At 42.9% G+C, this 26,113-nt stretch carries 19 protein-coding genes, 21 tRNA genes, 1 rRNA gene and 1 riboswitch; of the genes, 3 read left to right on the forward strand and 38 right to left on the reverse strand.

The window, feature by feature from the left end; genetic code table 11:
- The first annotated feature begins 28 nt into the window (after positions 1 to 28).
- Positions 29 to 496 carry a hypothetical protein gene (locus CFT42_RS08105; RefSeq protein ID WP_244169950.1) on the forward strand — a complete coding sequence of 156 codons (468 nt, stop codon included), beginning with the start codon at positions 29 to 31 and terminating at the stop codon, positions 494 to 496.
- Positions 497 to 664: 168 nt separating this feature from the next.
- Here the strand turns inward: CFT42_RS08105 and CFT42_RS08110 are convergent.
- The 5 genes from CFT42_RS08110 to racE form a co-directional block, all read right to left on the reverse strand.
- A tRNA-Arg gene (locus CFT42_RS08110) sits at positions 665 to 738 on the reverse strand.
- Positions 739 to 843: 105 nt separating this feature from the next.
- Positions 844 to 1,365, reverse strand: coding sequence for a metallophosphoesterase (locus CFT42_RS08115; RefSeq protein ID WP_088815888.1), 522 nt, complete (start codon positions 1,363 to 1,365; stop codon positions 844 to 846).
- Between the two features lie 41 nt (positions 1,366 to 1,406).
- Positions 1,407 to 2,018, reverse strand: a complete 612-nt coding sequence (locus CFT42_RS08120) for an XTP/dITP diphosphatase (RefSeq protein ID WP_088809866.1) — start codon at positions 2,016 to 2,018, stop codon at positions 1,407 to 1,409.
- 4 nt (positions 2,019 to 2,022) lie between these two features.
- A complete protein-coding gene (rph, locus tag CFT42_RS08125; protein WP_088815889.1) occupies positions 2,023 to 2,769 on the reverse strand; it encodes a ribonuclease PH in 747 nt (248 codons plus the stop codon).
- A 17-nt stretch (positions 2,770 to 2,786) separates the two neighbouring features.
- Positions 2,787 to 3,590, reverse strand: a complete 804-nt coding sequence (gene racE / locus CFT42_RS08130) for a glutamate racemase (RefSeq protein WP_088815890.1) — start codon at positions 3,588 to 3,590, stop codon at positions 2,787 to 2,789.
- Between the two features lie 152 nt (positions 3,591 to 3,742).
- Here racE and CFT42_RS08135 point away from each other — a divergent pair, with 152 nt between their 5' ends.
- Positions 3,743 to 4,195 carry a YslB family protein gene (locus CFT42_RS08135; RefSeq protein WP_088809863.1) on the forward strand — a complete coding sequence of 151 codons (453 nt, stop codon included), beginning with the start codon at positions 3,743 to 3,745 and terminating at the stop codon, positions 4,193 to 4,195.
- Positions 4,196 to 4,359: 164 nt separating this feature from the next.
- On the opposite strand, the gene CFT42_RS08140 is transcribed toward CFT42_RS08135, so the two are convergent.
- The 8 genes from CFT42_RS08140 to CFT42_RS08180 all read right to left on the reverse strand — a co-directional run bounded on the left by CFT42_RS08140 (position 4,360) and on the right by CFT42_RS08180 (position 16,245).
- On the reverse strand, positions 4,360 to 6,387 hold the full coding sequence (locus CFT42_RS08140; RefSeq protein ID WP_088815891.1) for an immunoglobulin-like domain-containing protein: 2,028 nt from the start codon (positions 6,385 to 6,387) through the stop codon (positions 4,360 to 4,362).
- 509 nt (positions 6,388 to 6,896) lie between these two features.
- Positions 6,897 to 9,086, reverse strand: coding sequence for an immunoglobulin-like domain-containing protein (locus CFT42_RS08150; protein WP_088809860.1), 2,190 nt, complete (start codon positions 9,084 to 9,086; stop codon positions 6,897 to 6,899).
- A 451-nt stretch (positions 9,087 to 9,537) separates the two neighbouring features.
- Entirely contained in the window at positions 9,538 to 10,080 is a 543-nt protein-coding gene (locus CFT42_RS08155; RefSeq protein ID WP_088809859.1) for a GNAT family N-acetyltransferase, read from the reverse strand.
- Between the two features lie 21 nt (positions 10,081 to 10,101).
- Positions 10,102 to 11,520 (reverse strand): o-succinylbenzoate--CoA ligase, encoded by a 1,419-nt coding sequence (locus tag CFT42_RS08160; RefSeq protein ID WP_088815893.1) that lies wholly within the window; start codon positions 11,518 to 11,520, stop codon positions 10,102 to 10,104.
- Positions 11,517 to 12,332, reverse strand: coding sequence for a 1,4-dihydroxy-2-naphthoyl-CoA synthase (menB, locus tag CFT42_RS08165; RefSeq protein ID WP_088809857.1), 816 nt, complete (start codon positions 12,330 to 12,332; stop codon positions 11,517 to 11,519). Before menB ends, CFT42_RS08160 begins: the two co-directional genes overlap by 4 nt.
- Positions 12,333 to 12,344: 12 nt before the next feature.
- Positions 12,345 to 13,124 (reverse strand): 2-succinyl-6-hydroxy-2,4-cyclohexadiene-1-carboxylate synthase, encoded by a 780-nt coding sequence (menH, locus tag CFT42_RS08170; protein ID WP_088815894.1) that lies wholly within the window; start codon positions 13,122 to 13,124, stop codon positions 12,345 to 12,347.
- Positions 13,121 to 14,857 (reverse strand): 2-succinyl-5-enolpyruvyl-6-hydroxy-3-cyclohexene-1-carboxylic-acid synthase, encoded by a 1,737-nt coding sequence (gene menD, locus CFT42_RS08175; protein WP_088815895.1) that lies wholly within the window; start codon positions 14,855 to 14,857, stop codon positions 13,121 to 13,123. The genes menH and menD overlap by 4 nt, the downstream gene beginning before the upstream one ends.
- Positions 14,854 to 16,245, reverse strand: a complete 1,392-nt coding sequence (locus tag CFT42_RS08180) for an isochorismate synthase (protein WP_088809854.1) — start codon at positions 16,243 to 16,245, stop codon at positions 14,854 to 14,856. Before CFT42_RS08180 ends, menD begins: the two co-directional genes overlap by 4 nt.
- Positions 16,246 to 16,394: 149 nt before the next feature.
- On the opposite strand from CFT42_RS08180, the gene CFT42_RS08185 reads away from it, so the two are divergent.
- Positions 16,395 to 17,330 (forward strand): 1,4-dihydroxy-2-naphthoate polyprenyltransferase, encoded by a 936-nt coding sequence (locus tag CFT42_RS08185; RefSeq protein WP_088809853.1) that lies wholly within the window; start codon positions 16,395 to 16,397, stop codon positions 17,328 to 17,330.
- Between the two features lie 65 nt (positions 17,331 to 17,395).
- Here the strand turns inward: CFT42_RS08185 and CFT42_RS08190 are convergent, their stop codons facing one another.
- The 25 genes from CFT42_RS08190 to rrf all read right to left on the reverse strand — a co-directional run bounded on the left by CFT42_RS08190 (position 17,396) and on the right by rrf (position 26,090).
- Positions 17,396 to 19,240 carry a bifunctional homocysteine S-methyltransferase/methylenetetrahydrofolate reductase gene (locus CFT42_RS08190; protein ID WP_088815896.1) on the reverse strand — a complete coding sequence of 615 codons (1,845 nt, stop codon included), beginning with the start codon at positions 19,238 to 19,240 and terminating at the stop codon, positions 17,396 to 17,398.
- Positions 19,237 to 20,358 carry a PLP-dependent transferase gene (locus CFT42_RS08195; RefSeq protein WP_088809851.1) on the reverse strand — a complete coding sequence of 374 codons (1,122 nt, stop codon included), beginning with the start codon at positions 20,356 to 20,358 and terminating at the stop codon, positions 19,237 to 19,239. The genes CFT42_RS08190 and CFT42_RS08195 overlap by 4 nt, the downstream gene beginning before the upstream one ends.
- Before the next feature lie 17 nt (positions 20,359 to 20,375).
- Positions 20,376 to 22,673 (reverse strand): 5-methyltetrahydropteroyltriglutamate--homocysteine S-methyltransferase, encoded by a 2,298-nt coding sequence (gene metE / locus CFT42_RS08200; protein ID WP_088815897.1) that lies wholly within the window; start codon positions 22,671 to 22,673, stop codon positions 20,376 to 20,378.
- Positions 22,674 to 22,762: 89 nt separating this feature from the next.
- Positions 22,763 to 22,870, reverse strand: a riboswitch (SAM riboswitch).
- Positions 22,871 to 22,925: 55 nt separating this feature from the next.
- Positions 22,926 to 24,080, reverse strand: coding sequence for an MFS transporter (locus tag CFT42_RS08205; protein WP_088815898.1), 1,155 nt, complete (start codon positions 24,078 to 24,080; stop codon positions 22,926 to 22,928).
- Between the two features lie 70 nt (positions 24,081 to 24,150).
- Positions 24,151 to 24,222: transfer RNA gene (locus CFT42_RS08210), tRNA-Glu, on the reverse strand.
- Positions 24,223 to 24,226: 4 nt separating this feature from the next.
- Positions 24,227 to 24,317, reverse strand: a tRNA-Ser gene (locus tag CFT42_RS08215).
- 15 nt (positions 24,318 to 24,332) lie between these two features.
- Positions 24,333 to 24,405: transfer RNA gene (locus CFT42_RS08220), tRNA-Asn, on the reverse strand.
- 6 nt (positions 24,406 to 24,411) lie between these two features.
- Positions 24,412 to 24,485, reverse strand: a tRNA-Ile gene (locus CFT42_RS08225).
- Positions 24,486 to 24,490: 5 nt separating this feature from the next.
- Positions 24,491 to 24,561: transfer RNA gene (locus CFT42_RS08230), tRNA-Gly, on the reverse strand.
- Between the two features lie 16 nt (positions 24,562 to 24,577).
- Positions 24,578 to 24,650 (reverse strand) — tRNA-Phe (locus CFT42_RS08235).
- 3 nt (positions 24,651 to 24,653) lie between these two features.
- Positions 24,654 to 24,729: transfer RNA gene (locus CFT42_RS08240), tRNA-Asp, on the reverse strand.
- 4 nt (positions 24,730 to 24,733) lie between these two features.
- Positions 24,734 to 24,807, reverse strand: a tRNA-Met gene (locus CFT42_RS08245).
- Positions 24,808 to 24,848: 41 nt separating this feature from the next.
- Positions 24,849 to 24,938: transfer RNA gene (locus tag CFT42_RS08250), tRNA-Ser, on the reverse strand.
- A gap of 26 nt (positions 24,939 to 24,964) precedes the next feature.
- Positions 24,965 to 25,038: transfer RNA gene (locus tag CFT42_RS08255), tRNA-Ile, on the reverse strand.
- A 12-nt stretch (positions 25,039 to 25,050) separates the two neighbouring features.
- Positions 25,051 to 25,124, reverse strand: a tRNA-Met gene (locus CFT42_RS08260).
- Between the two features lie 27 nt (positions 25,125 to 25,151).
- A tRNA-Ala gene (locus CFT42_RS08265) sits at positions 25,152 to 25,227 on the reverse strand.
- A 19-nt stretch (positions 25,228 to 25,246) separates the two neighbouring features.
- Positions 25,247 to 25,323: transfer RNA gene (locus tag CFT42_RS08270), tRNA-Pro, on the reverse strand.
- A gap of 9 nt (positions 25,324 to 25,332) precedes the next feature.
- A tRNA-Arg gene (locus tag CFT42_RS08275) sits at positions 25,333 to 25,406 on the reverse strand.
- Between the two features lie 10 nt (positions 25,407 to 25,416).
- Positions 25,417 to 25,505 (reverse strand) — tRNA-Leu (locus tag CFT42_RS08280).
- Between the two features lie 17 nt (positions 25,506 to 25,522).
- A tRNA-Gly gene (locus CFT42_RS08285) sits at positions 25,523 to 25,597 on the reverse strand.
- 11 nt (positions 25,598 to 25,608) lie between these two features.
- Positions 25,609 to 25,690, reverse strand: a tRNA-Leu gene (locus CFT42_RS08290).
- A gap of 6 nt (positions 25,691 to 25,696) precedes the next feature.
- Positions 25,697 to 25,769 (reverse strand) — tRNA-Lys (locus tag CFT42_RS08295).
- A gap of 37 nt (positions 25,770 to 25,806) precedes the next feature.
- Positions 25,807 to 25,882: transfer RNA gene (locus tag CFT42_RS08300), tRNA-Thr, on the reverse strand.
- Positions 25,883 to 25,889: 7 nt separating this feature from the next.
- Positions 25,890 to 25,965 (reverse strand) — tRNA-Val (locus CFT42_RS08305).
- Between the two features lie 9 nt (positions 25,966 to 25,974).
- Positions 25,975 to 26,090 (reverse strand): 5S ribosomal RNA (gene rrf, locus CFT42_RS08310).
- Positions 26,091 to 26,113: the final 23 nt, after the last annotated feature.

The raw sequence follows: 26,113 nt of genomic DNA on the forward strand, positions 1-26,113 counted from the left end.
TGAAATGTGAAAAATAATTAAGGGAATGATGATTTTGAAGAAAATGGCCTTACTATTTGGCTTCCTCCTTATATTTGGTATTATCCTATCTGGCTGCTCAGGAAATACTTCCAAAAAAGAAGAGACTAGCAAAGAAAACACCCAACCGAAAAACATTATCGGGCAAACTTTACAAACAGAAGGCTTACACGAAACTACCGATAATTGGACCAACATGTATGAAACGGAATTTTATACAGTAGATGCAAACAATAAAATTATTTTTATCCAAGCAGATGTAACAGACAAAAATGTAGACTTTCCAGCATCTCAAGATAAATTGCTAGACCTTGCATCGCCTTATATTCCAAAAGAAACAACTGTTTTAACTGACATGCAAGATGGCTCCGGCTCGACAGGCTACGAATGCCAAAGCGGCGACATGCATTTTACAATTTTACAAGCAGACACCGACGATGATGGAAAAGTAGATACACTTTATATTTCGAAAATCTAAAAAATTGGCCCACAAATGTTATGCCTCAAAGAGTTAGACTAAAAGCCTAACTTTTTGAGTTTTTTTGCATTTATATATTAAAAAAGTTTTTTATATTGAATGGTTGCATAAAGTAACAAAAAAGACACCAAACTCCGAAAAGCTTGGTATCACTAAAATTCAATATAACGTCCTGAGAGGGATTCGAACCCCCGACCGACGGCTTAGAAGGCCGTTGCTCTATCCAGCTGAGCTATCAGGACAAATGGCTAATTTTTCAACAGCCAAGTACCATTTTATTTCGATTTCATTCGTTTGTCAATGGTTTTATGCAAGTTCGCTTATATTTTTGCAAAAAGAGAACTTTTTCAAGCCTTCAAAAGCGGAAAAACTTGCGTCAGCTCCGTCAGCTCCTGATCATCTTCGTCCATGAATTTTACGCAAATCCCTTCAGGAACACTTTCGATTAAAGCATAGGTTTTCACGCGAATTTGACCTCGCGGCAAAGAAATACTGCCAGGGTTTAAAATGAGCGTCTGATCAATGAGTTCGGCGCCCAACTCGTGTGAGTGGCCAAAAAAGACAAAGTCAGCATCAAGCTCACGCGCCCGGTAGCGTAAGTTCATTAACGTCATTTTAATATTGTATAAATGACCGTGCGTCACAAAAATACGGTACTCGCCGACCTCGATAACGAGGTCATTAGGAAAGTCAGCGCCAAAATCGCAGTTTCCACGTACCGTCTGAAAGCCTTGAATAGCAGGATCATCCTTTTCAAGTTCAGAGTCACCACAATGAATCATAGCATCCACTTTGTTTTCATATTTTCCCTTTAAACGAAGCAGGCAGTCATGTTCATGATGACTGTCGCTAACTACTACTAATTTCATAAAATGTATATCCTCCCCATGTGCTACTGCTTTCTATTTTCTCACTTTTTATCAATTTTTTCTAGTACTTTTTCAATATTCGCACCAAGATTTTTAATTGCATTCGCACGATGGCTAATTTGGTTCTTTTCAGCAGGCGTTAAATTTGCCATCGTCACACCGCGTTCAGGTAGGAAAAACAATGGATCATAGCCAAACCCGTTTTTTCCAGAAAGCGCTTGTGCAATTTTCCCTTGGCAATCACCTTCATAATAATCAACCTCGCCGTCTGGTGTGGCAAGAGCTAGTGTGCAGTGGAATCTTGCCGTACGCTTTTCATCTGGCGTGTCTCCGAGCTCGCGTAAGAGCTTTTCATTATTCTTGGCATCATTATGTGCCTCGCCAGCATAACGCGCAGAATAGACGCCCGGGGCGCCGTCTAGTGCATCTACAATTAACCCCGAATCATCAGCTAGCACCGTTTGATTTAAAATTTTCGCTACCGTCGTCGCCTTTAAAGCAGCATTTTCCGCAAAAGTCGTACCCGTTTCTTCGATTTCACCAATTTCAGGAAAATCTTTCAGCGTTAAAATTTCCACATCATATTTTTCTAAAATCCCACGAAATTCCTGTGCTTTTCCAACATTTCCCGTTGCAATTACTAATTTTCGCATCTCTTTACTCCCCTTTTATAAGCGCCGTAATATCCGCACCTAATTGTTCTTTTTGTAGCTCAACAAGCTCCGCAATCCCTTTCCGCCCTAAGCGAAGAAGTTCACTTAGTTCCTCGTCAGAAAAAGTCGCCTCCTCGCCAGTTCCTTGTAGCTCAACAAACCGCCCTGCACCCGTCATAATCACGTTCATATCAACGTTTGCAGCGCTATCCTCCACATAATTTAAGTCTAAAACCGCTTCCTCTTCATCTAAAATGCCCACACTTGTAGCGGCAAGAAAATCTTGAATCGGAAATGAGTCAAATGATTTCTCCGTATGTAACCGATAAACCGCAAGCGTCATCGCGATAAAAGCGCCAGTAATAGAAGCCGTACGCGTACCTCCGTCCGCTTGGATCACATCGCAGTCGAGCCAAATTGTTCGCTCCCCTAGCGCGTCCAAATTGACAACAGCACGTAATGCGCGGCCGATCAGGCGTTGGATTTCCATCGTCCGTCCGCTCACTTTTCCTTTGGATGATTCGCGAATGTTTCTTGAACCTGTCGCCCGTGGCAGCATGGCGTATTCAGCTGAAATCCAACCTTTTCCTTCACCACGCATAAACGGCGGAACTTTTTCTTCAATGCTCGCGTTACAAATGACCTTCGTATTTCCAGCTGAAATTAAAACCGAACCTTCCGGATGCATGATGTAGTCTTTTTCTATCTTAATCTCACGCAATTCTTCATTATTTCTACCATCAAATCTCATTTTTACACCTGATTCCCTTATTTTTCCCCAAGAGTGATGTGTTCGACATCCATTTGAGGTAGTTTTAGCCAGTCGTTTGCGATATTATGGAAAATTTTGACCGAACCTGTTGTATAAAAACGGTGATCGGTTTCGCCGCCTCTTCGTTCGAGCAAATCATGATAATCGAGCAGTGCGCTCACTTCGCTGGCCGTTTCCTCACCAGAATTAATGACCGCAACGCCTTCGCCCATCACGTTTTCAATAAGCGGCTTTAAAAGCGGATAATGCGTGCAACCCAAAATAAGCGAATCAATTTTTGTGCTTTTTAGCGGCAAAAGTGACTCTGCAACAATTTTTTTCGCGATAGCGCTTTTATATTCGCCCGATTCCACAATCGAAACAAATTTTGGACATGCAAGTGAATCCACTTTGACTTGATTATTCAGTCCCTTCAAAGCTTTTGGATACGCCATGCTTTGAACGGTTCCAACCGTCCCGAGTACACCAATATGATTGTTGCGCGATGCTTTAAGCGCCGCCCTAGAGCCAGGCTGAATAACACCAATGACAGGTATATCTAATTTCATGCGAATATCTTTTAACGCCGCAGCAGTTGCCGTATTACAAGCAATCACTAACATTTTGATCTTTCGCTCCACTAAAAAATTCGTCATTTCCCAAGTGAATTTTAATACTTCTTCTGTATCACGCGGACCATACGGACAACGTGCTGTATCACCTAAATAATAAATGTTTTCATGAGGAAGTTGCTTTAACACTTCTTTTACTACGGTTAAGCCCCCAACCCCCGAATCAATAAATCCTATTGCTCGTTTCACGGTCTCGCCTCAATTTCTATTTTAAATCTATACGTTTCCATTTTCTTATTTTTTCCCACTTTTAGCAAGTATTTTACAAAAATTATCCTTCTCTCTTTCCAATTGGGGCTACTTTTAGTTATAATAGTGAAGAAGAAAGTGGGGTATTCACAATGACAGAAGAAATTCATGAAGACGTTCAGTCGCAAATTCCAAGCTTCGGCCTTGAATTGTTGCGAGACCATCTTATTCCTGAACTACTAGGCGAGGAAACACCACATATCCTCTACTGGGCCGGAAAAGATTTAGCAAGAAAATTTCCTTTAGCTTCTCTTGATGAAATAAGCGCATTTTTTAAAAAGGCTTCTTTCGGCGAACTTACGCTTACGAAAGAGAAAAAAGACGAGTTACGGATTACTTTAAGCGGTGAGCAGGTCGAAAAGCGCTTTTTAGCGGAAGGAAATCCTACTTTTAAACTAGAAGCAGGGTTTTTAGCGGAACAAATTCAAAGTCAGCGAGGCTTCTACGCAGAAGCTTACGATGAAATCAACGCGCGGAAAAAAGAGGCGCTCCTAATTGTGAAATGGGACCGGAAAGAAACGACCGATAACGAGGAAAACTATTAAAAATCAGGTAGCACGTCATGTTTAAAAGCTGACGACTACCTGATTTTTTTATGTGTATAATTTGAAAATGTTGCAACAACCATCATAAAAGTTATTGCACAAACTATTTCTTTATCGATTTTACTTTTTAAAACTCATATTGCGTATTTCTACAACTTTCTAAACTACCTTACTAGAATAGCAACAGTCGATTCAGAAACTTTAATACTTGCACTATCATACGCAATGATGGAAACGATATCTGTCATCGAAGTAATTTGCGGGCGAGCGTAATATGAATAGTTTCCTGCTGTAACTGGAACTTTGCTTAAAGTAACTCCATTTACTTTTAACGCCACATACCTTACATTGCCCGTATATGTTCCAGATACATATTTATCTTGGTCTATTGTATAATCGTTTGCTGTAATGGTGCAAGTTGTACTCCCAGAATTGTATAATTTTACTTCCTCTCTCGCAATGACAGTACCTTTTGAGTCATAACCAATGACATACACTTTATCTGTAGTTCCATTCGTAATATTTGGTCGTGCGTAATATCGATACTTCCCATCTGTTGCAACTGGAACTTTACTTAGCGTAGCTCCGTTTACCTCTAAAGAAACATATTGCACATCACCCGTATACGTTCCAGATACATATTTATCTTGGTTTACCGTATAATCATATGCGCTAATGCTACCTGTTGAACTATTTGTATCGTTTAATGCAACTTTTGTTTTCGAAACTTCAGCACCACTTGAATCATAACCAATCATATACATTTGATCTGTATTTGCATCTGTCTCCGTTAATCTGGCATAGTACTGATAGCTACCGCCTGTAACTGGAACTTTACTTCGTTTAACTCCTTTTACTTCTAATGCCACATACTTTACATCACCTGTATACGTTCCTGTTACATATCTATCTTGGTTTATCATATAAGGATTTACTGTAAGGGTACTCGTTATGTCACTACCTGTATCTGTGCCAAGTAATGTAACTTTCTCTCTTGTAGTTCGGACAATTTTCGAGTCATAAGCAACGATGTACACTTGATCTGTATTTACATATGTCTCCGTTAGTCTGGCATAGCATTCAAAGCTACCACCTGTAACTGGAACTTTACTTCGTTCAACGCCCTTTACTTCTATTGCAACATACCTTACATCACCCGTATACGTCCCTGTTATGATTCTATCTTGGTTTACTGTAAAGGGATTTACTGTAAGGGTACTCGTTATGTCACTACCTGTTTCTGTGCCAAGTAATGTAACTTTCTCTCTTGCAATTTGGGCATTTTTCGCGTCATAAGCAATGATGTACACTTGATTTGTATTTACATCTGACTCCGTTAGTCTGGCATAGTATTCATAGCTGCCACCTGTAACTGGCATTTTACTTCGTTCAATGCCCTTTACTTCTAATGCAACATACTTTATATCGCCCGTATACGTCCCTGTTATGTTTCTATCTTGGTTTACTGTGTAGGGATTTACTGTAAGAGTGTTGGTTATGTCACTGCCTGTATCTGTGCCAAGCAATGTAACTTTCTCACTTGCAATTTGGACATTTTTTGAGTCATAAGCAATGATGTACACTTGATCTGTATTTACATCTGACTCCGTTAGTCTGGCATAGTATTCATAGCTACCACCTGTAACTGGAACTCTACTTCGTTTAACTCCTTTTACTTCTAATGCAACATACTTTACATCACCTGTATATGTCCCTGTTATGTATCTATCTTGGTCTACTGTATAAGGATTTACTGTAATAGCCCCTCCTGTCACAGTATCTGTGCTGCGTAACGTGACTTTCGTGCGTGCTAATTGTTGATTAGAAGAATCAAGCCCAACTAGATACACGTCTTGGTTTACGTCAGTAATCTCAGGCCGCGCATAATATTCAAAGCTTCCAGCCACGGGAATAGTCGCTTTTCTAAGACCATCTACTTCTAAATAAACCCTTGTCACAGCACCTGTAGCCTCTGCTTGAATACGACTATCTGTACCAACATAAAAGTCTTGGTTGACAATGATTGTGCCTGCAGCATTCGTATTTGTTTCCGTGTCAACGTTTACAACCTCTTGATTAGTTTCTGTCGCTAACACATCGTGTGGTAAAGTAGTCATAACTGTTGCAACAAACACTGTAGCTGCAATAATACTAACACTTAACTTTCTTAACTTAGCTTTTTTGTTCTTCATATTTATCTTCTCCCTTGTTTAAGATAGTCATTTAACAGCTGCCTTTAAATCTAAAAACATGTATATCTTAAAAAAAACTTTTCACAGTATACCGTTATTGATTTTATATGCTTTAGCACACCGTTTAGCCTCGCTTGTTATTTATGATTATCTTTTCTAAATAATTAAAACTTCGTTTGGATGCTCCTCCTTTGATGGGAATTATGACGAATGTGTTTTGAAATATCAAAATACACATAATCATGATACCATCAAAGAAACACACGAAATGGATATTAAAATAGTTTTCCTTACATATTTTATGTATAAAATGTTACGTTTATTTTTTAAAAAGTATATTATTTATGTAATCAAGCCAGCGGAAAACAGAAAATTTCCTTTAGCTTCTTTTTCGGAAAAAGAAGACTTTGTTAATTGTGAAATGGGACCAAAAAAATAAAAGCATAAAACCAGACATAATCCCATTTTTAAAATGGAGTTCACTGGTTCTATGCTTTTTTGTTGCGTGATTATCTTACCGCGACTGGTGATTCAGCAATAAGACTGCCTGCATTATTATATGCAAGGACTGAAACTACATCTGTTGTCGAAGTGATTTGTGGACGTGCATAATACGTATAGTTCCCGTCTACAACCGGAATTCTACTTAAAATCGTTCCGTTCACTCTCAAAGTAATGTATTTTACATTCCCTGTATACGTTCCAACCACATATTTATCTTGATTTAATATGTAGTTATATGCTGTAATAGTGCCATCTAGTTCACTATTCGTCCCGGACAATGTCACTTTGACTCTTGAAACTTCATTGCCTTCTGAGTTATAGCCAATAACATATACTTGATCCGTATTGGCATTCGTAATATTTGGCCGCGCATAGTACTGGAAACTACCATCTGTTGCAACTGGAATACTGTAAAGAACCGTGCCGTTCACTGAAAGACCTACTTTTTTGATATCTCCTGTATACGTTCCTTTCACATAAGCATCCGCCCCAACAATAAAATTCTTAGGAGAAACTGTACCTGTTCTTATTTGTCCATCTTTTAAGGTCACTTTTGTGCGTGCTAACTGCTCATTAGAAGCATTAAGTCCAACTAAATAGACATCTTGATTTACGTGAGTAATGACATTCTTGGCATAGTACTCAAAGCTACTCGCCACAGGAATAGTTGATTTTCTCACACCATCTACTTCTAGATAAACTTTTGTCACATCTCCTGTAACTTCCGCTTGAATTCGGCTATCCACGCCAACAAGATAATCCTTTTTGACGCTGACTGTACCAGTAGATGTCTGAGTTTGTACTACAGTTGTGCTTGCACTTGACGTTTTACCATTTGCTGTTGCCGTTGCAATAATAACCGTATTCGCAGCTTGTTTTTGTATCGTTAATACATACACACCATCAGAAGCCACTCGACCTCTTGCTAACACCACACCACTTTGATTTTTCAATTCAATATCTGCATTTGGCTCTGCTGTCCCTTCTGCCCTTACTGAATCTGTTGTTAATGACTTAATGGTTGTTGGTGCAATACTTTCGCGTTTAACCGTTGTGGATGCACTTTCGGTTTTACCACTTACCGTCGCTGTAGCTGTAATAATTGTTCCCTCAGGTTGCTTTGGAATGGTCAAACTGTAGTAGCCATCTGTCGCAACTTTGCCTCTCGCAAGGATAATACCACTTTGGTTTTTCAATTCAATATCTGCATTTGGTTCCGCGGTTCCTTCTGCCCTTACTGAATCCGTTGTTATCGCTTCAATGGTTGTGGGTGCCATACGCTCTCGCACAACTGTTGTGGACGCACTTTCGGTTTGTCCCTTTGCCGTCACAGTAGCTGTGATAATTGTTCCTTCTAATTGTTTGGGAATCGCTAAATTATACCTACCGTCAGAACCTACGCTTCCAACTGCCAGTTGCGTCCCGCTTTGATTTTTAATGCTAATTATAGTGTTAGGTTCAGCTGTTCCTTCCACCCTCGTCGAATCAGTTGTAAGCTTATTAATTGTAGTAAAAGCAAGATCTGCCTCTTTCACAATGATAGAATCTACACTAAGAGCAATGGTTGATTGATTATTTACTATTTCGCGATAAGCTAATGATATTTTTATTTTAGTACCTGCTGCTTGTTTTGGAATAACAAACGCAAATGTACCGTTAGTATTGACTGTACCACTCGCAATTTGGTTCTCGGAATCATTCACTGAAATAACAATATCTGCTCCTGGCGTCGCTGTCCCACTTATTACGTTTGAGTTTGGGGTAACAGGATACGTTTCAAATGGAATACGGTCAGTATAAACGACCGTTGCATCAGCACTCGAAGTATTGCCATCTTTAGTTGCTGTCACTGTCATGACCGTATTAGCTGCTTGTTCCGCAATGCTAATTCTATATCCGCCTTCAAAATCTGCGCGTCCTGTCCCAATTTGGACACCATTGTTAGTAACCGTAATGGCTGAACCAGGTTCTGCAAAACCTTTAGCGATTGTTGATTTTGTAGTGGCACCTCCCCAAATTGTTGTAGTTCCGATGGCAGCGTTTACATTTTTAACAACTTGATTACCCACTACTTCCTGATTCGCTTCAATCGCTACCGCATTATAAGGTACTGTCGTTAGAATAGTTGACGCAATAACAGTGGACAAAACGGCACTAATGCTCAATTTCCTTAACTTAGATTTTTTGCTAGTCATGTTTGCACTCTCCCTTTTTCTTAGTTAAGACAATCTTCCAAATTAACATAACTAATCGCCTTTTTACAATCTAGAAAATATGTAAGTTCACTTTGATTTAAAGTGAGGTTGGGTAGTACTCAAGAAGTCCCCCATTGATTATTCATAAGTTTTACATACTCTGACGAACCGTTTAGATTATTTTGTTTTTTCTTGATTGCCTTTTTCTGAACAGCTAAAAATTCGCGCAGTTGTCCCTCCTTTGCTATAAAGTATAACTGTTTATTTAAACTAAAATATAAACAGTTATACTCATAATAACATCAAAAAATATACAAATAGGCTAGTAAAATAGTTTTTTAAACGAAAAATATGTATATTTTATGACATTTACAGAGAATATATGAATCTTTCTTAATCTATTTACTCTATAATAGAGTTTTAAAGAATTAAAAAAAGTAGAAAATATTTTCTACTTTTTTTCGTATTCTTCCAGCAATAAACCGTACACAACATAATCAACAAAGCGACCATTGATAAATTTTGCCTCTTTCAAAATTCCTTCTTTTCTAAAGCCTAATTTTTCAGGTAAGGACTGGCTCTTCTCATTATTAGATGCAATTTTCATTTCAATTCTATGTAACTTAAGCGTGTGGAAGCCATAATCAATTAAAAAGCGTAGCGACTTAATCATCAGGCCTTGGCCTTGAAACGGTTCAGCTAACCAATAACCTATTTCGCCACTCTGGTTGACTTTATCCATTGTATGAAAACTGATAGAGCCGACGAGTTTTCCTTCGTATTCCATCATAAATAAAGTTGGCACTTCTTCATTAACGTTCATTTGATACGCTATATTACGCGCGGTATCGCTTTTTGTTTCAGCTTTATCGCTGACCGTCAGCCAGTTTCTTAAATAACTTTTGGCCGATTTAATCAGTTCAAAATAGTCGTCTACATCATTTTTAGTTAAAACGCGAATGGTAAGTTTCTCATCAATTTGATGTTTGAACATTGGTTTTCCACCTTTCAGCCGCTATTTTAGTTGATGGCGCTTGATTTTGCCAGATGCGGTTTTGGGTAGCTCGGGCGTGATGTGGAAGGCTTTCGGAATTTTATAGGCGGCCAGTTTGGTCTTTAATGCTTCTACTAGGTGCGGCTCGCTGAACGTGGGTAAGACGACGAGGTGTGCGACTGGCACTTCGCCCCATTTGACGTCTTTTTTTCCAACAACAGCGGCTTCTAAGACGTGTTTGTCACTCAAAATGGCGTGTTCAACTTCTGTTGGGTAGATGTTTTCGCCGCCGGATATAATCAAGTCACCCTTGCGCTCTGCTACAAATAGGAAGCCTTCTTCGTCCACGTGGCCGATATCTCCGGTACGAAAGAATTCGTTTTGTGTGGCTTCGTCTGTCGCAGCCGGGTTGTTCAGATAGCCCTTGAAAACAGTTGGCCCACGCAGCCAGATTTCTCCGTCAACGTCCGCCTCATTAGCCTTTTCAATATGCAATTCCGAGGGGAACAAGATGCGGCCTGAGGAGCCGATTTTACGTTTCGCATCGGCCGGGTTTAGCGCAACAATTTGTGACGCCGTTTCGGTCATGCCATATGACTGAACAATTGGAATGCGGCGCGCAAAACAGGTTTCTAGCATGTCTTTTCGAACGGCACTTCCGCCGAGCAAAACAACACGCACGTTTTCGTGGAAAGCCGCCGAACTGTGGGCAAGTAGCCGTTCAATCATTGTCAGAACGACTGAAACATGCGTCACGTCCCCGCTCATTAGTAGTTTCGTGACGCGCACCACATCAAATTTTTCTTCCAAAAAAACCGGAATCCCGTAAATGACCGAGCGCATCAAAATCGACAGGCCGCTAATGTGAAAAATTGGCACCACACAAAGCCACGCGTCCGAACGTGGATTCACGCCAAAATTTAGTGCTGAAGCTGTCGCGCTGAAGAAATGGTTCCCGTAAGTTTGCAGAACGCCTTTCGGGTTTCCCGTCGTGCCAGAGGTGTACATAACCGACGCTACGTCATCAAAATCATTTTTTGTGGCAGAAAAATCTCGTGCGATTTGCGCAGCCACTTCCGAAAATGCGTGACGCGCACCGTCTAAATCCACCGAAAAATCAGCAAAGGCATCATCAAAAAGCGTACAAATGGCGCCGCTATCCAAAATCTCAAAATTCATTTCAGAAGCCGTCAACCGATTGTTCAAAAAAACCGGAATGGCGCCAAGCAATTGGAGAGCGTGAATCATCAAAAAAGTTTCCTTGTTGTTTTTTCCAAGAAGCGCCACAAAATCGCCCGGTTTAATGTTCAGGCTGGCCAGTTTTCCAGCGTTACAAAATGCGTCCCCTGCCACCTCTTCAAACGAATATTTTTCTCCGCGGAAAACAAGCGCAGTTTCATGTGGCGAAACCTGCGCTCGTTGTAATAACCAGTTCATCATGGGAATTTCGGGAATTGATCGAAGTCAGGGTCGCGTTTTTCCTTGAAGGCGTCGCGGCCTTCTTTCGCTTCATCTGTCGTATAGTAAAGAAGTGTTGCGTCCCCTGCGAGTTGTTGAATTCCCGCCAAACCATCTGTATCGGCATTAAATGCTGCTTTAATAAAGCGCAAAGCTGTCGGACTTTTCTTAAGCATTTCTTCTGCCCAAGCGACCGTTTCATTTTCCAGTTCAGAAACGGGTACGACCGTATTAATCCAGCCCATTTCAAGCGCTTCCTCGGCCGTATATTGGCGGCACATAAACCAAACTTCCTTCGCTTTTTTATGCCCGATAACGCGCGCTAAGTACCCAGAGCCATACCCCGCGTCAAAGCTTCCTACGTTCGGTCCAGTTTGACCAAACTTCGCATTGTCAGCAGCAATTGTAATGTCACAAACAAGTTGCAACACATTTCCGCCGCCAATTGACCAGCCTGCAACCATTGCAATAACTGGTTTTGGAATGATACGAATGAGACGCTGTAAGTCGAGCACGTTTAAACGTGGAATTTGGTCATCGCCAACATAACCGCCGTGCCCGCGCACTTTCTGATCTCCCCCAGAACAAAACGCTTTGTCGCCTTCACCAGTTAAAATGATGACACCAATTTTTTCATCATCGCGAGCCAAATTAAACGCATCAATCATTTCCATCACCGTTTTAGGCGTAAATGCATTATGTACATGCGGACGATTAATCGTTACTTTCGCAATTCCGTTATGCGACTCATATTTAATTTCCTCAAACACTTTCTCCGTTTTCCATTCAATCATAGAAAAAACCTCCTAAAAATGGTCATTTAACCAGTTATTTATCATTTTCGATACTTCTTCAGGTGCCTCAAGATGAACCGCATGCCCCGCATCTTTCACGGAAACGTACGTCGCATTAGGCAGTAAACTCTGCACTTCCTTGGCAATACGGCAAAACTTTTCATCAAGTTCACCCGCTATAAGCAAAACCGGTATATCAAGCTCTGCCAAATCCGCCCAGTAAGAAGGCAATTCACCTGTCCCAACACCAGCTAAACTGTATATAAGCCCTGTTCCCGCTTGACTCAAACGCTCGTCACGAATTTGTTCTTGCTTATCCGCAGCTAACGACTTTTGCGAAGCAAACAAAGGCAAATTTTCCCAGTAAGCCACAAATTCCGGCACACCTTTTTCGGTAATAAATTGCGCCAAGTCCGCGTCACGGTGCCGCCGAGTTGCGCGCTCCTCATCCGTCTTGAGTCCCGGCGAACCACTTATCATAACAAGCCCGCCGTATTTTGCCTTGTTCCGCATAGTAAGCGCCAGTGCAATTCGTGCGCCCATCGAATAGCCAACTAAAACCGTAGGCTTGTCCGCTCTAACAAGCGCGTTTAATGCGGCTTCCGTCGCCTCAAGCGAATAATCATCTGGAACAGCTGAATAAGATGCGCCGTGCCCGGGCAAATCCGGCAAAATTAAATTCGCCCCGCCTAGTTCCAGCTGTCCAAATGTTTTATGTGTCCCCGTAAAACCGTGTAGCAACATCATATCAAGCTTGGCATGACGATTTATAAAACTTAAAAAGAGCTTCATTTTTTCAGGTCACGCTCCACTTGGAACGCTATTTTCTCAAAAAGAGCTTGGTGATGTGCCACATTTTCATGGCGATTTGTGCGCACTTCAATGATGTCTAACCCTTTGTTATAAGCGGCTTTGTCGAGTGCATCTTCCAAATCACATAATCGTGTAATTTCATCATAGCCCGCGCCATAAAGTGCTGCCGTATAGCGAAAATCAAGGTTTGTGGATGTGCCAAATAGCGACTCAAAATATTTCGGCGTCTTCGCCTGAGGAAGAAACGAGAAAATCCCGCCGCCATCGTTGTTCACCACAATAATCGTCAAGTTCAAGTTGTATTTTTTGGCCATCAGTAGGCCGTTCATATCATGATAAAAAGATAAATCGCCGATAAGCAAATACATCGGTTGAACAATCGTACTCGCACCAAGGGCGGCCGAAACAACACCATCAATGCCGTTTGCTCCGCGGTTTGCAAGCATCTTCACCCGCTTATCCGTCTGCATGAAATACGTGTCCACATCCCGAATCGGCATGCTGTTCCCAATAAACAAACCCGACTGATCCGGCAGATGCTCCCGCAGCACACTCACAATTTGCCCTTCCTCCAAGCCAGCTGTTTCTTTTATATGGGAAGAAAGCACGTTTTGCGCAGACGCGTTTAGTTTGTGCCACACAGAAAGCCAATTCTCCGGAGCCGCAAACTCCGCCTGAGTCATCTCCTCAAGTAGGAAACGCTCATCGCAATGAATCATATCCGTTACACCCTTCACCGGGTCCCGCCAAGCCGCCCCAGGATCAACAACGAAAGTCCGCACATCGAATGATTCTAGCCAAATTTTCAGTGACTTCGATACTGGCATCGCCCCAAAACGAACGACCATTTCAGGTGCCATCGCCGAACAAAACGCCTCGTTTTTTAGCAGTGCATCATATTGATCCACCACAACCGTATCTTTTTCGCCGTATGACCGAAGACCAGACAGCGGATCCGCCAAGATTGGCCAACCCAATTTTCGCGCCGCCTGAACTAATTTTCCTTCCAAATTCTTCTTATCAAGCGGTCCCGCAATGATGACCCCTTTTTTCCCAGAACAATCTGCGAACATTTTATCTAGCGCTTCCTGCTCTAAAACTTCATGCGTATAATAAATCCGCACGTGATGTTTCTTCTTACCCGTCTGTGTAAACGGCGAAGGATCTAAAATCGGCGTTAATGGTTCCCGTAGTGGGAAGTTCAAATGTACTGGTCCCCGCGGCGTTTTGAGCGCAATATCAACTGAACGACTACCGTGCCATTTCGCATAGCGTAGCATCTCATCTGTTCCTTCTGGTATCGCCATATCGACCATATCTTTCACGTGGGTGCCAAACAACTGAATTTGATCCATTGCTTGCGGCGCCCCAACATTTCGCAGTTCATGCGGTCTATCTGCCGTTAAAACAATGAGCGGAATTTGGGATAAATTCGCTTCTGCCACTGCCGGAAAATAATTGGCCGCAGCCGTTCCACTTGTGCAGAGTAGGACAACCGGATTTTTCGAAGCTTTTGCGATGCCAAGAGCGAAAAAACCAGCCGAACGTTCGTCCACATGAACATGAATTTTAAGCGTCGGGTGTTCCGCCATTAAAAGCGCAATTGGAGTTGATCTTGATCCTGGGCTAATAACAGCTTCTTTGACACCTGCTTGAATTAATTCTTCGATAAAAGCAGTTAAATATGCGGTCATTGTTTCTTGGTGACTCATTCGACATTGCCTCCTAAAACACGTAACATCGGTTGAAATTTGACTTTTGTTTCTTGTAATTCTTCTTCTGGAACGGAATCAGACACAATCCCGCAACCTGCGTAAAGCACGCCAAGCGAGTCAATGACTAGCGCTGAACGAATTGCTACAGCGAATTCGCCATCAAAATCCGTGTCAATAAACCCAATTGGTCCACCGTAAAAACCACGGTCACTTGTTTCCTTCATACGAATAATCGCCCGCGCTAAATTTTTAGGTGAACCGCCAAGCGCCGGCGTCGGATGCAGCGCCCGCAAAATTTGCAGAATATTTACATCATCACGCTTTTTCGCATGAACATTCATATAAAGATGTTGGATATCCCGATTTTTTAAAAGAACCGGTTCACTGGAAATCGTTAAGTCATCTGCAAATTGTTGTAAGGTTTCTTCAATCATTTCCACAACATAATGATGTTCTCGTAAATTTTTCGCATCTTTCAATAAAGCATTCCCGAGTTTATCATCTTGTTCTGCCGTTTCGCCGCGTTTGGCCGACCCTGCTACACAAGAAGAGTGGATTTTATCATCAGAAACCGCTACTAATCGTTCTGGCGTAGCACCAAAGAACAATGCAGCACCTTTTTCCATCACAAAAAAGTAGCTATTTTCTTGTGTATCCATCATTTTTTGAAGAACTGCACCACTATCAATTTGTTTGCTAAAACGCAAGCCCATTCTTCTGGATAACACCACTTTATGTAAGTCTTCCGAATCTTTTAGCAGCGCAATAATATCACGCGCATTTTCCAAAAATTCATCCGTTTCTAATTCCTTAGCTGTAATGAGCGAATTCACTTCCATATCTGGACGTTTCGCTTCCATAATTTTTTCCCACTGACCTTTTACGGCTTCCAATTTTTTAAGCTCATCGTCAGGATAAACGACTAAGTTAACCGTTAAAAAAACTTTCTCGCTCTTTTTCGTCAACATAAATAGTGGCAAGTAAAATAATCCATCTTTAAAAGCTTGCCATTCTTTATCTGTTTCGCGTTCTGGATCAAATTTGAACCCACCAAAATAAAGCGGCCCTGTCTCTTTTTCAGTCGCGTTGGTCACCGTTCTTAATTTTAAAGCCTTTAGTTTATCTTCTAAACCAGAAAAAGCATCCTTTGCTTTATCCGCAGCTAAATATTGTTCGGTTACACCAAAGCCAGCCAGTGTTAGCGTCATCTCAGGATTTTGCCAAAAGAAACGCTCGCCAGAAAAGGCATCTTTTGCTTTTTGATACAAAATATGCGGCGCCAAATCTTGTGAGTATTCAGTTACCCAACTCAGAAGAGCAGGTTTATCTTTTGTTGCATGACGTTTCGCTTGTTCAAATAAAGCAAGAGGTAATGTAATTCCCATTTTTTTCATCGCTCCTTTACTAACACTCCTTCTATTATATCAAAAATAAAATCTTCCTGCTCATTTTGCGATTTTGGCTTTATTCATTGACGAAACTCACTATTTTCCCTAAAATGAAGAAAGGATATTTTAAAAAAGGAGCGAATAAAATGGCAGCGCAGGAAAGACAAGTTCTAGCCAGACAATCTGGTTTTAAAAAATGGTGGACGCTACTTCGGCCCCACACTCTAGTTGCCTCTTTTGTGCCCGTATTTTTAGGTACATCCGTTGCAATGCTCTACTCAAATCTTCATTTCACACGTTTTCTCGTGATGCTTGTTGCATGCTTTTTCATTCAAACATCAGCAAACTTGTTCAATGAATATTACGACTATAAAAAAGGGCACGATGATGAACATTCGGTTGGAAACGGCGGAGCCATCGTAAGAAATGGTATACGCCCGGGATTCATTCTTTTTCTAGCGATTACCCTTTACATACTTTCCATTCTAGGCGGCGTTTATTTATCGATGGAACTAAACTGGTATGTTGGCTTGCTCGGCGCAATTTGCATGCTCGTTGGCTACTTATACACTGGCGGCCCGTATCCAATCGCTTACACCCCTTTTGGTGAAATTATGGCCGGATTTTTCATGGGTGGCGTCATAACTTTCATATCATTTTACATTCAGGCGGAATTTATTGGCACACAAATCGTTTATATCTCCATTCCAATCATGGTTCTCGTAGGCAATTTATTACTCGCAAACAGCATCCGTGATTTAGACCCAGATAAAGCAAATGGGCGCTTGACACTTGCCATCTTACTTGGAAGAAGAAACGCCACAATTTTGTTCGCCCTCGCCTATGTTTTCGCTTATGCTTTTGAAATCTCGCTTATTTTTTGGGCAGGCGCGCCGTACTGGACCCTACTCATTTTAATAAGTGCTCCAGAAGCGATTCGTTCCGTCAGACGTTTCATCGGCAGAACGGAACCAATCACTATGATACCGGCAATGAAATCCACATCGAAAGCCATTACGATTTTTGGTATCGTACTCGCGATTAGTTACTTACTAAGTTTGCTTCAAATGAATTTATTTTAAAAATAGGTCAGAAAATCATTTCGCGATTTTCTGACCTTTCGTTTAGCGCAAAAAACAGGCTACATTTATACGACATGCACCTGTTTTTTTGATTTTGCATATTCCAATAATTCGAGCGATAAATCGTAGCGTAAAAATGGTGTAATGATGTAAATCCCGTTAAAATGCGTGCAAATTGCATCAATGATTTCTTTTGAGATTAGCATGCCTTCTTCGTTGCCACGCCCCGCTTTTTCTGCCTCGCGCATTCGTTCGCGGACTTCATTGGTTAGCCTGATACCTGGAACTTCGTTGTGCAAAAATTCCGCATTTCGGCTTGATAGAAGTGGCATGACGCCAACAAAGATGGGGACGGAGATTTCTGCCGCATCAAGCGCCTCTTTTAAGATGGCGGCCTTCTCCACATCGTAAATGGGCTGTGTAATGATGTAGTCCGCGCCGTATTCCACTTTTCGCTGAATCAAACGGACCGCTTTTTCCACATTGAGAACGTTCGGGTTGAACGCAGCTGCGACGTTGAAACGCGCCTTTTCCTTGAGCGACTTGCCTGTATAAGAAATTCCATCATTGAACTTTTTAATGAGTTGAATGAGCTCAACCGACCGTAAATCAAAAACAGAGGAAGCACCCGGAAAATCGCCCACTTTCGTTGGATCGCCTGTCACAGCGAGAACATCATGCAAGCCAAGCTTATGGAAACCCATGATGTGCGAATGCATGCCTACGAGATTGTGATCACGTGTTGTTAAATGAATGAGCGGCTTAATGTTGTGCTCGTGCTTTAAGATCGAAGCAATCGCCATGTTGCTAATGCGCGGCGTCGCAAGCGAGTTATCGGAAATCGTAATCGCATCAGCTCCAGCCGTATCGAGCGCCTTTGCGCCTTCAAAAAATTGCGTCGTATCAAACGTCCGCGGCGGATCGAGTTCGACTAGCACCGTGCACTCATTCTTCACTTTATCCACTAAACGAACACCTTCATGCGTGTCTGGCTCTTCAGGAACAAGTTCGATGATGGGACGAACTTCCTTTGTTCGAACTGGTTTAGTTGACCGAAGTCCCGCCCGGAACGCCCGAATATGGTCTGGTGTCGTCCCGCAACAACCGCCAATGATGCGTGCGCCCTGCTTGCGGAAAATTTCACCATATTCCTCAAAATAATCCGTTTCCGCTTGATAAATGATTTTTCCTTCCTGCATTTCAGGTAGACTAGCATTCGGATATGCTGCCAAATAGGCGTTATCTAGGAGTGGCACCGTTTCAAGCGCGCGTGCCATATGATAAGGACCAAGCCGACAATTCACGCCTACAACATCTGCGCCTAGATTTGCCAATTCCTGCAAAACATCAGGTAGCTTCTCCCCGTTTTGAAGTAGCCCCGGTTCATGCATCGAAACATTCGCTACAACTGGCAAATCTGTATTTTCCCGTACAATTTTTAATACGGTTTTAAGCTCGTTAGGATCATAAAATGTTTCAAGAAGAATCGCATCCACGCCCTCCAGCAAAAAACAATACAACTGTTCCCGAAAACTACGTTTGATTTCTTCAAGTGGAGCCTGTTCCACTTTTGAATCACTAGCCCCGTTAATGCCGCCAATCGTTCCAAAAACATAAGTCCCTGTGCCGCTGGTCGCTTTTTTCGCCAACCTAATAGCCGCCTGATTTATCCGTTTAATTTCATCTTCTAAGCCGTAACGCTTCAGCTTTATATAGTTTGCGCCGTACGTATTCGTTTGGATAATATCCGCGCCCGCTTCAATGTAAGCGCGGTGAATAGCAAGTACGTCATCTGGGTGCGTCACATTTAATTCTTCAAACGAACGGTCTACACCGTACGAATAAAGCAAAGTTCCCATTGCCCCGTCTGCAATTAAAACTTTCTCACTTAAATCTTTACGCAAATTCATGGCCGTACCGCCTCCTTAGAAGCGCATTCGAACGCCGTTTTGAGATCGTTCACCAAATCGTCCGCGTCTTCAATGCCAACTGAAATGCGCAACAGCTCATCAGTTAAGCCGTATGATTCCCGCAGTTCTCGCGGAATATCCGCATGTGTTTGCGTAGCAGGATACGTAATTAAACTTTCAACGCCGCCTAAACTTTCAGCAAAAGTAAAAAGCGAAACACTTCTAAGTAGCGGTGAAATAAGCGCGGCATTTTCAATATAAAAGCTAATCATGCCACCGCGCCCTGGATACTTCACTTCTTTGACTAAAGCATGGTTTTCGAGAAACTGAACGACGCGTTTAGCATTTCTTTCATGCTCTCTAATGCGTAGTGGTAGCGTTTTAAGCCCGCGAATTAAAAGCCACGAATCAAATGGTGACAGCACTTCGCCCGTTTCATTTAAAGCCGTCGCATAAAACTCACCGAGCTCATCACTTCGCACAATGACTGCTCCCGCCAGAACATCATTATGACCGCCTAAATATTTCGTAGCGCTGTGAATGACAATATCTGCCCCAAGATTTAACGGCTGCTGCAAAATGGGCGTATAAAAAGTGTTATCCACAATGAGCAAAAGCTGATGCGCGCTCGCAAATTGTGCCACTTTTTCAATATCCACTTCCTGCATAAGCGGATTTGTCGGCGTTTCAATAAAAATCGCTTTCGTATTCGGCTGTAAAAGCCCGTCAAGCTCATCAAACACTTTTCCGTCCCAATATGCAAATGCAATCGCATACTGCCGTTCAAGCGTCCCAAAATAGCGAAAAGTCCCGCCGTACAAATCTTGCAAACTAATAATGTGGTCACCCGTTTTAAACCTTTTAAAAACAAGCTGAACCGCGCTCATACCAGAACTTGTAGCAAAACCATATTTCCCGTCTTCAAGTTCTGCGAGCGCCTCCTGTAAAACATCGCGCGTCGGGTTTGCCGTCCGCGTATAATCGTACCCAGTACCCACCCCAATATCCGTATGGCGGTAAGCCGTTGAGAAATAGAGTGGCATGTTGACCGCACCAGTTTTCTCACATTTTTTATTACCAATTTGTGCTGAAATCGTCTGCTTACTTAAATTTCCCATCGAGCTTCCCCCGTTCTCTATTTTTCTAAAATGGTATAGGCCTCGCGAATTTCCTTTGTAGCGGAAACCATATCACGAAGCGCGGCAACCGTTTCTTCTTCCTTCCGCGTTTTAAGCCCACAATCCGGATTAATCCAGAAATTTTGAACTGGAATCACGCGAAGCGCGCGCTCAATATTCGTTTTAATTTCAGTCGTACTTGGAACGCGTGGGCTATGAATATCATAAACACCAAGCCCAATTTCCTTATCGTAATGATATGCTTCAAACGTGGAAATAATTTCCCCGTGACTACGCGACGTTTCAATCGAGATAACATCGGCGTCTAGCGCACTAATCGCATCGATAATGTCATCAAAATCCGAGTAGCACATATGCGTATGAATTTGCGTTTCGTCCGCGACACCGGAAGTCGTTAGCTTGAAAGCATAAACCGCATCGTTCAAGTATTTTTCCCATCTCGAACGCTTCAGCGGCAACCCTTCGCGGAGCGCCGGCTCATCAACCTGAATCACGCGAATCCCATTTTCCTCTAATGCAAGAACTTCCTTCCTAAGAGCAAGCCCCACTTGGTTGAAAACATCGCTTCTTGGAATATCGTCTCGCACAAAGCTCCAATTGATGATGGTTACGGGGGCGGTCAGCATCCCCTTCACAGGACGATTCGTGAGTGACTGGGCAAATTTGCTTTCCTTCACCGTAATATTTTCCGTAAAAGCCACATCCCCGTAAATAAGTGGCGGACGCACCGCACGCGAGCCATATGACTGCACCCAACCAAATTTCGTCGCCTGGAAGCCTGCTAATTTTTGTCCAAAATACTCGACCATATCCGTCCGTTCAAATTCACCGTGCACAAGAACATCAAGGTCCAGATCCTCTTGAATGCGAATCCAGCGTTCCGTTTCCTGTTCAATGTATGTTTCGTACTCCGCTTTCGTAATATCCCCTTTTAGGAAAGCCGCGCGTTTTTTGCGAACTTCAGGCGACTGCGGGAAACTCCCAATTGTTGTCGTCGGTAAAAGCGGCAAATTCAGCCATTCGTGCTGGGCTTTAATCCGCGTTTCAAATGGGCTTTTTCGTTCAGCAGAAATGCTACTAAGCTCTGAAAGCTCCGTTTGAACCGCCTTGTTATTCCGATGTTCCGAACGATTCAATTCTGAAACGGCAAGCTCTGCTTTTTCAAGCTCGCTAGACACCGCCTCCGCTCCGTCTGAAACAGCTTTCGCGAGAAGAACGACTTCATCCAATTTTTCATCCGCAAAAGAAAGACCATCGTACAGCACTTTATCCAAATTCGGCTCGCTTTTTTTCGTCACCGGAACATGCAGTAGCGAACTCGCCGGCTGTACAATCAGTTTGTCCTTTTGCACAAGTCGCGTTAAAATTTCAAGCTCCGCACGTTTCGCCTGAACATCCGCCCGCCAAACATTGCGCCCATCAATGATTCCCGCCGCCAAATATTTATTATCTGGAAAACCAAATTTTTGAATTCTCTCAAGCGTCTCACCATGGTCGTGAACGAAATCCAGCCCAATCGCATCCACCGGCAATTTTACAACCGCCTCATATGCGTCCACACTTTCAAAATACGTTTGCAAAATCAATTTCGCATGTGGCGCCGCTGCGCGTAATTCCGCGTACACCTCTTCAAAAAGCACTACTTCTTCTTTTGCTAAACTCGTCGCAAGAATTGGTTCGTCTAGTTGAATCCATTTCGCGCCCGCCGCATCTAGCTCTTCAATAATCGTTTTATAAAGCGGTAAGAACTTCTGAACTAAACTCGCGAAATCATTTTTATCGGCACCTTTTCCAAGTTTCAAATAAGTAATTGGCCCAATGATGACCGGCTTTCCATCAATACCTAGCTCCTTTTTCGCTTCTAAATAAGCTTTTAGCGCCCTATTCTCTAAGAGTTTCGGCTCCACATCGTCAAGCTCTGGAACGATGTAATGGTAATTCGTGTTGAACCATTTCGTCATCTCAGAAGCAACCGCCGTATCGTTCCCGCGCGCGATGTCAAAATATGTACGTAGCGACACCTCGTTCGTAAAATTCCCAAAACGTTTCGGAATCACACCAAACGCCACACTCAAATCAAGCACATGGTCGTACAATGTAAAATCATTGACCGGAATAAGCTCAATCCCTTTTTCTTTCTGCTTGTTTAAAGCAGCCAATCGAATCGCCTTTGTTTCAGAAAGAAGTGTATCTTCTGAAATTTTGTTATTCCAAAAATTTTCTAACGATTTTTTCCATTCGCGCTTCTCTCCAAGACGTGGATACCCTAAATTTGAACTAAGTACTTTTACCATTTACCTCATCCTCTCTTTTTTATGACGCGAAAAAGCCTCCCTAGATAGAGAGGCTAAAATAATTCGAAAATAAACGAAAAATTAGTTCTCTCTTATCTTTCAAAGCAACATGCTTTGCAGGATTTAGCACCTTTTCAAAAAACTTGAAAGGTTGCCGGGTTTCATCGGGCCAGTCCCTCTACCACTCGTTATAAGAGTTTCATATTTAATTTACATATCAAATGTATTGAAATCATAATACCAAAAATAAATCTATGCTGTCAATCTTTTTTTTGAAAATAATAAAATTCCTCCCAAAATAAGAAGCAGAGCAATCGTAAAATAAAAGCTCCTCGGGCCGACCATAGTAATCAAAGCCCCCGTTACACTCGGCCCCAAAATACTCCCCACACTAAAACACATCCCCACCAAAATATTTCCAGCAGGAAGAAGATCAAGCGGCGTCAAATCCGTCATATATGAAAGCCCAAGTGAATAAAGCGATCCCACAAGTATCCCGAGCACAAAGAAAATCACAATAAAAAGCACACTACTCGAAACAAATGCTGTTAGGAAGAAAACGAGACCACCTAAAAACGTTAAAATCGGCAACACGCGCCCGCGCCCCATCCGATCACTAAAAATCCCAATTGGAACCTGAAACAAAATCGTCCCTACCGAGAAGGCAGAAATAATAAACGTAATTATATATGTTTCAATCCCAAATCTAAGCCCCACAATTGGGAAAGTCGCGTTTAAACCCGTCTCCAAAACACCATATAAAAAGGGTGGTATCATCGCTACCCAAGCAATTTTCATCACATCAGAAAAACGCTTCATACTATCGAAAAAAGAAATTTTGCGAATTTCCGTCCCTTGCGAAATAAATTCATTTTTCAGCGTCAAAATTAATCCCCACGCCAAGAGAACTAACACACCGGAAATATAAAATGGCAAATTAGGACTTACATCCATCAAATTCACAAGCTGCGGTCCAACCGCAAATCCAAGTGAAAAAAACAAGCCATAAATCGCCATATTCCTGCCACGTTTGCTCGGTTCCGTCGTAGCTCCAATCCAAGTTTGCGACGAAAAATGTAGCATATGATCCCCCACACCAATAACAAGACGCAGCAAAAACCAAAAATACAAATTAAACCACATCGGGAACAAAAATAGCGCCACCGCAACTAATCCCCCACCAACCACAATAATCGGCTTAAATCCAAATTTATGTAGCGGCGCTTCAATAAATGGCGACACCAACAAAACGCCAATATAAATCCCCGTCGCATGAAATCCATTCACACCCGAACTAATCCCCATTCCTTCAAAAATAATCGCAATCAGCGGCAACAAAAGCCCTTGTGATAGCCCCGAAATCGCCACTATAACCGTCAAAATCCAAAACTTCCTCCTATTTCGCATCCAATCCAGCCCTCCAATTTCCAACCAAAATAAGAACAATGCCTCTGCATTGTTCTTATACTTATAATGATGACCCGTACGGGATTCGAACCCGTGTTACCGCCGTGAAAGGGCGGTGTCTTAACCGCTTGACCAACGGGCCTTACTGGCGGAGAAGGAGGGATTTGAACCCTCGCGCCGCGTTAACGACCTACACCCTTAGCAGGGGCGCCTCTTCAGCCACTTGAGTACTTCTCCAGTATAAAATATAAACTCCACAGGCAGGACTCGAACCTGCGACCGATCGGTTAACAGCCGATTGCTCTACCAACTGAGCTACTGTGGAATAAAATGGGCCTAAATGGACTCGAACCATCGACCTCACGCTTATCAGGCGTGCGCTCTAACCAGCTGAGCTATAGGCCCAAAAAAGCGGGTGAGGAGAATCGAACTCCCGACAACAGCTTGGAAGGCTGTGGTTTTACCACTAAACTACACCCGCATAATACACATAAAAGTGGCTTGGGACAGAATCGAACTGCCGACACCTTGAGCTTCAATCAAGTGCTCTACCAACTGAGCTACCAAGCCAAATGGCGGTCCCGACGGGATTTGAACCCGCGATCTCCTGCGTGACAGGCAGGCATGTTAACCCCTACACCACGGAACCACGATTGCGGGGACAGGATTTGAACCTGCGACCTTCGGGTTATGAGCCCGACGAGCTACCAGACTGCTCCACCCCGCGATAATAATATTAAATTGGCCCACTTAGTCACAAATAAAAAACGGAGGAAGAGGGATTCGAACCCCCGCGAGCTTTTACACCCCTGTCGGTTTTCAAGACCGATCCCTTCAGCCAGACTTGGGTATTCCTCCACGATATAATAATAAAAAGTGCTAAGTGGACCTTGCAGGACTCGAACCTGCGACCGGACGGTTATGAGCCGTCTGCTCTAACCAACTGAGCTAAAGGTCCAAATTTTAAAGATAGCGGCGGAGGGAATCGAACCCACGACCTCTCGGGTATGAACCGAACGCTCTAGCCAGCTGAGCTACGCCGCCACATTAATAAAGATTTAATTTAAAATTTGGTGGAGCCTAGCGGGATCGAACCGCTGACCTCCTGCGTGCAAAGCAGGCGCTCTCCCAGCTGAGCTAAGGCCCCAAATTATAGAATTTAATAATGGTCGGGAAGACAGGATTTGAACCTGCGACCCCTTGGTCCCAAACCAAGTGCTCTACCAAGCTGAGCTACTTCCCGTAAAATAAGCGCGCCCAGAAGGAGTCGAACCTCCAACCGCCTGATTCGTAGTCAGGTACTCTATCCAGTTGAGCTATGGGCGCAATATAGAAATGGTGCCGAGGACCGGAATCGAACCGGTACGGGTATCACTACCCGCAGGATTTTAAGTCCTGTGCGTCTGCCAGTTCCGCCACCCCGGCATAAAATAAACTCAGATTGGAGCGGAAGACGGGGTTCGAACCCGCGACCCCCACCTTGGCAAGGTGATGTTCTACCACTGAACTACTTCCGCATAAATATAAGTGCGGGTGAAGGGACTTGAACCCCCACGCCTCGCGGCGCCAGATCCTAAATCTGGTGCGTCTGCCAATTCCGCCACACCCGCAAAGAGTGAGCCGTGCAGGGTTCGAACCTGCGACCCTCTGATTAAAAGTCAGATGCTCTACCAACTGAGCTAACGGCTCTTTATACTAATGTATGTAAGACTGATTAAGAAAAAGATGGTGCCGGCTGCAAGAGTCGAACTCGCGACCTACTGATTACAAATCAGTTGCTCTACCAACTGAGCTAAGCCGGCATAAAAATGGTGGAGGTTAACGGGATCGAACCGCTGACCCTCTGCTTGTAAGGCAGATGCTCTCCCAGCTGAGCTAAACCTCCAAAATCATTGCCCGGCAGCGACCTACTCTCACAGGGGGAAGCCCCCAACTACCATCGGCGCAGAGAAGCTTAACTACCGTGTTCGGGATGGGAACGGGTGTGACCTTCTCGCCATAACTACCAGACAATGAAAGAAAGAACGTTGTTC

The sequence above is a fragment of the Listeria goaensis genome (assembly GCF_900186125.1).
Classification (GTDB): domain Bacteria; phylum Bacillota; class Bacilli; order Lactobacillales; family Listeriaceae; genus Listeria; species Listeria goaensis.

Bases quoted from the DNA above. Each gene is read 5' to 3' on its own strand.
- CFT42_RS08155 (WP_088809859.1), bottom strand. From the start codon at position 10,080: ATGTTCAAACATCAAATTGATGAGAAACTTACCATTCGCGTTTTAACT.
- CFT42_RS08115 (WP_088815888.1), bottom strand. From the start codon at position 1,365: ATGAAATTAGTAGTAGTTAGCGACAGTCATCATGAACATGACTGCCTG.
- CFT42_RS08185 (WP_088809853.1), top strand. From the start codon at position 16,395: ATGGCAGCGCAGGAAAGACAAGTTCTAGCCAGACAATCTGGTTTTAAA.
- CFT42_RS08135 (WP_088809863.1), top strand. From the start codon at position 3,743: ATGACAGAAGAAATTCATGAAGACGTTCAGTCGCAAATTCCAAGCTTC.
- CFT42_RS08180 (WP_088809854.1), bottom strand. From the start codon at position 16,245: ATGGGAATTACATTACCTCTTGCTTTATTTGAACAAGCGAAACGTCAT.
- CFT42_RS08190 (WP_088815896.1), bottom strand. From the start codon at position 19,240: ATGAATTTGCGTAAAGATTTAAGTGAGAAAGTTTTAATTGCAGACGGG.
- CFT42_RS08205 (WP_088815898.1), bottom strand. From the start codon at position 24,080: ATGCGAAATAGGAGGAAGTTTTGGATTTTGACGGTTATAGTGGCGATT.
- menD (WP_088815895.1), bottom strand. From the start codon at position 14,857: ATGAGTCACCAAGAAACAATGACCGCATATTTAACTGCTTTTATCGAA.
- CFT42_RS08105 (WP_244169950.1), top strand. From the start codon at position 29: ATGATTTTGAAGAAAATGGCCTTACTATTTGGCTTCCTCCTTATATTT.
- CFT42_RS08195 (WP_088809851.1), bottom strand. From the start codon at position 20,358: ATGGGAAATTTAAGTAAGCAGACGATTTCAGCACAAATTGGTAATAAA.
- menH (WP_088815894.1), bottom strand. From the start codon at position 13,124: ATGAAGCTCTTTTTAAGTTTTATAAATCGTCATGCCAAGCTTGATATG.
- CFT42_RS08160 (WP_088815893.1), bottom strand. From the start codon at position 11,520: ATGATGAACTGGTTATTACAACGAGCGCAGGTTTCGCCACATGAAACT.
- CFT42_RS08120 (WP_088809866.1), bottom strand. From the start codon at position 2,018: ATGCGAAAATTAGTAATTGCAACGGGAAATGTTGGAAAAGCACAGGAA.
- metE (WP_088815897.1), bottom strand. From the start codon at position 22,673: ATGGTAAAAGTACTTAGTTCAAATTTAGGGTATCCACGTCTTGGAGAG.
- CFT42_RS08140 (WP_088815891.1), bottom strand. From the start codon at position 6,387: ATGAAGAACAAAAAAGCTAAGTTAAGAAAGTTAAGTGTTAGTATTATT.
- menB (WP_088809857.1), bottom strand. From the start codon at position 12,332: ATGATTGAATGGAAAACGGAGAAAGTGTTTGAGGAAATTAAATATGAG.
- rph (WP_088815889.1), bottom strand. From the start codon at position 2,769: ATGAGATTTGATGGTAGAAATAATGAAGAATTGCGTGAGATTAAGATA.
- CFT42_RS08150 (WP_088809860.1), bottom strand. From the start codon at position 9,086: ATGACTAGCAAAAAATCTAAGTTAAGGAAATTGAGCATTAGTGCCGTT.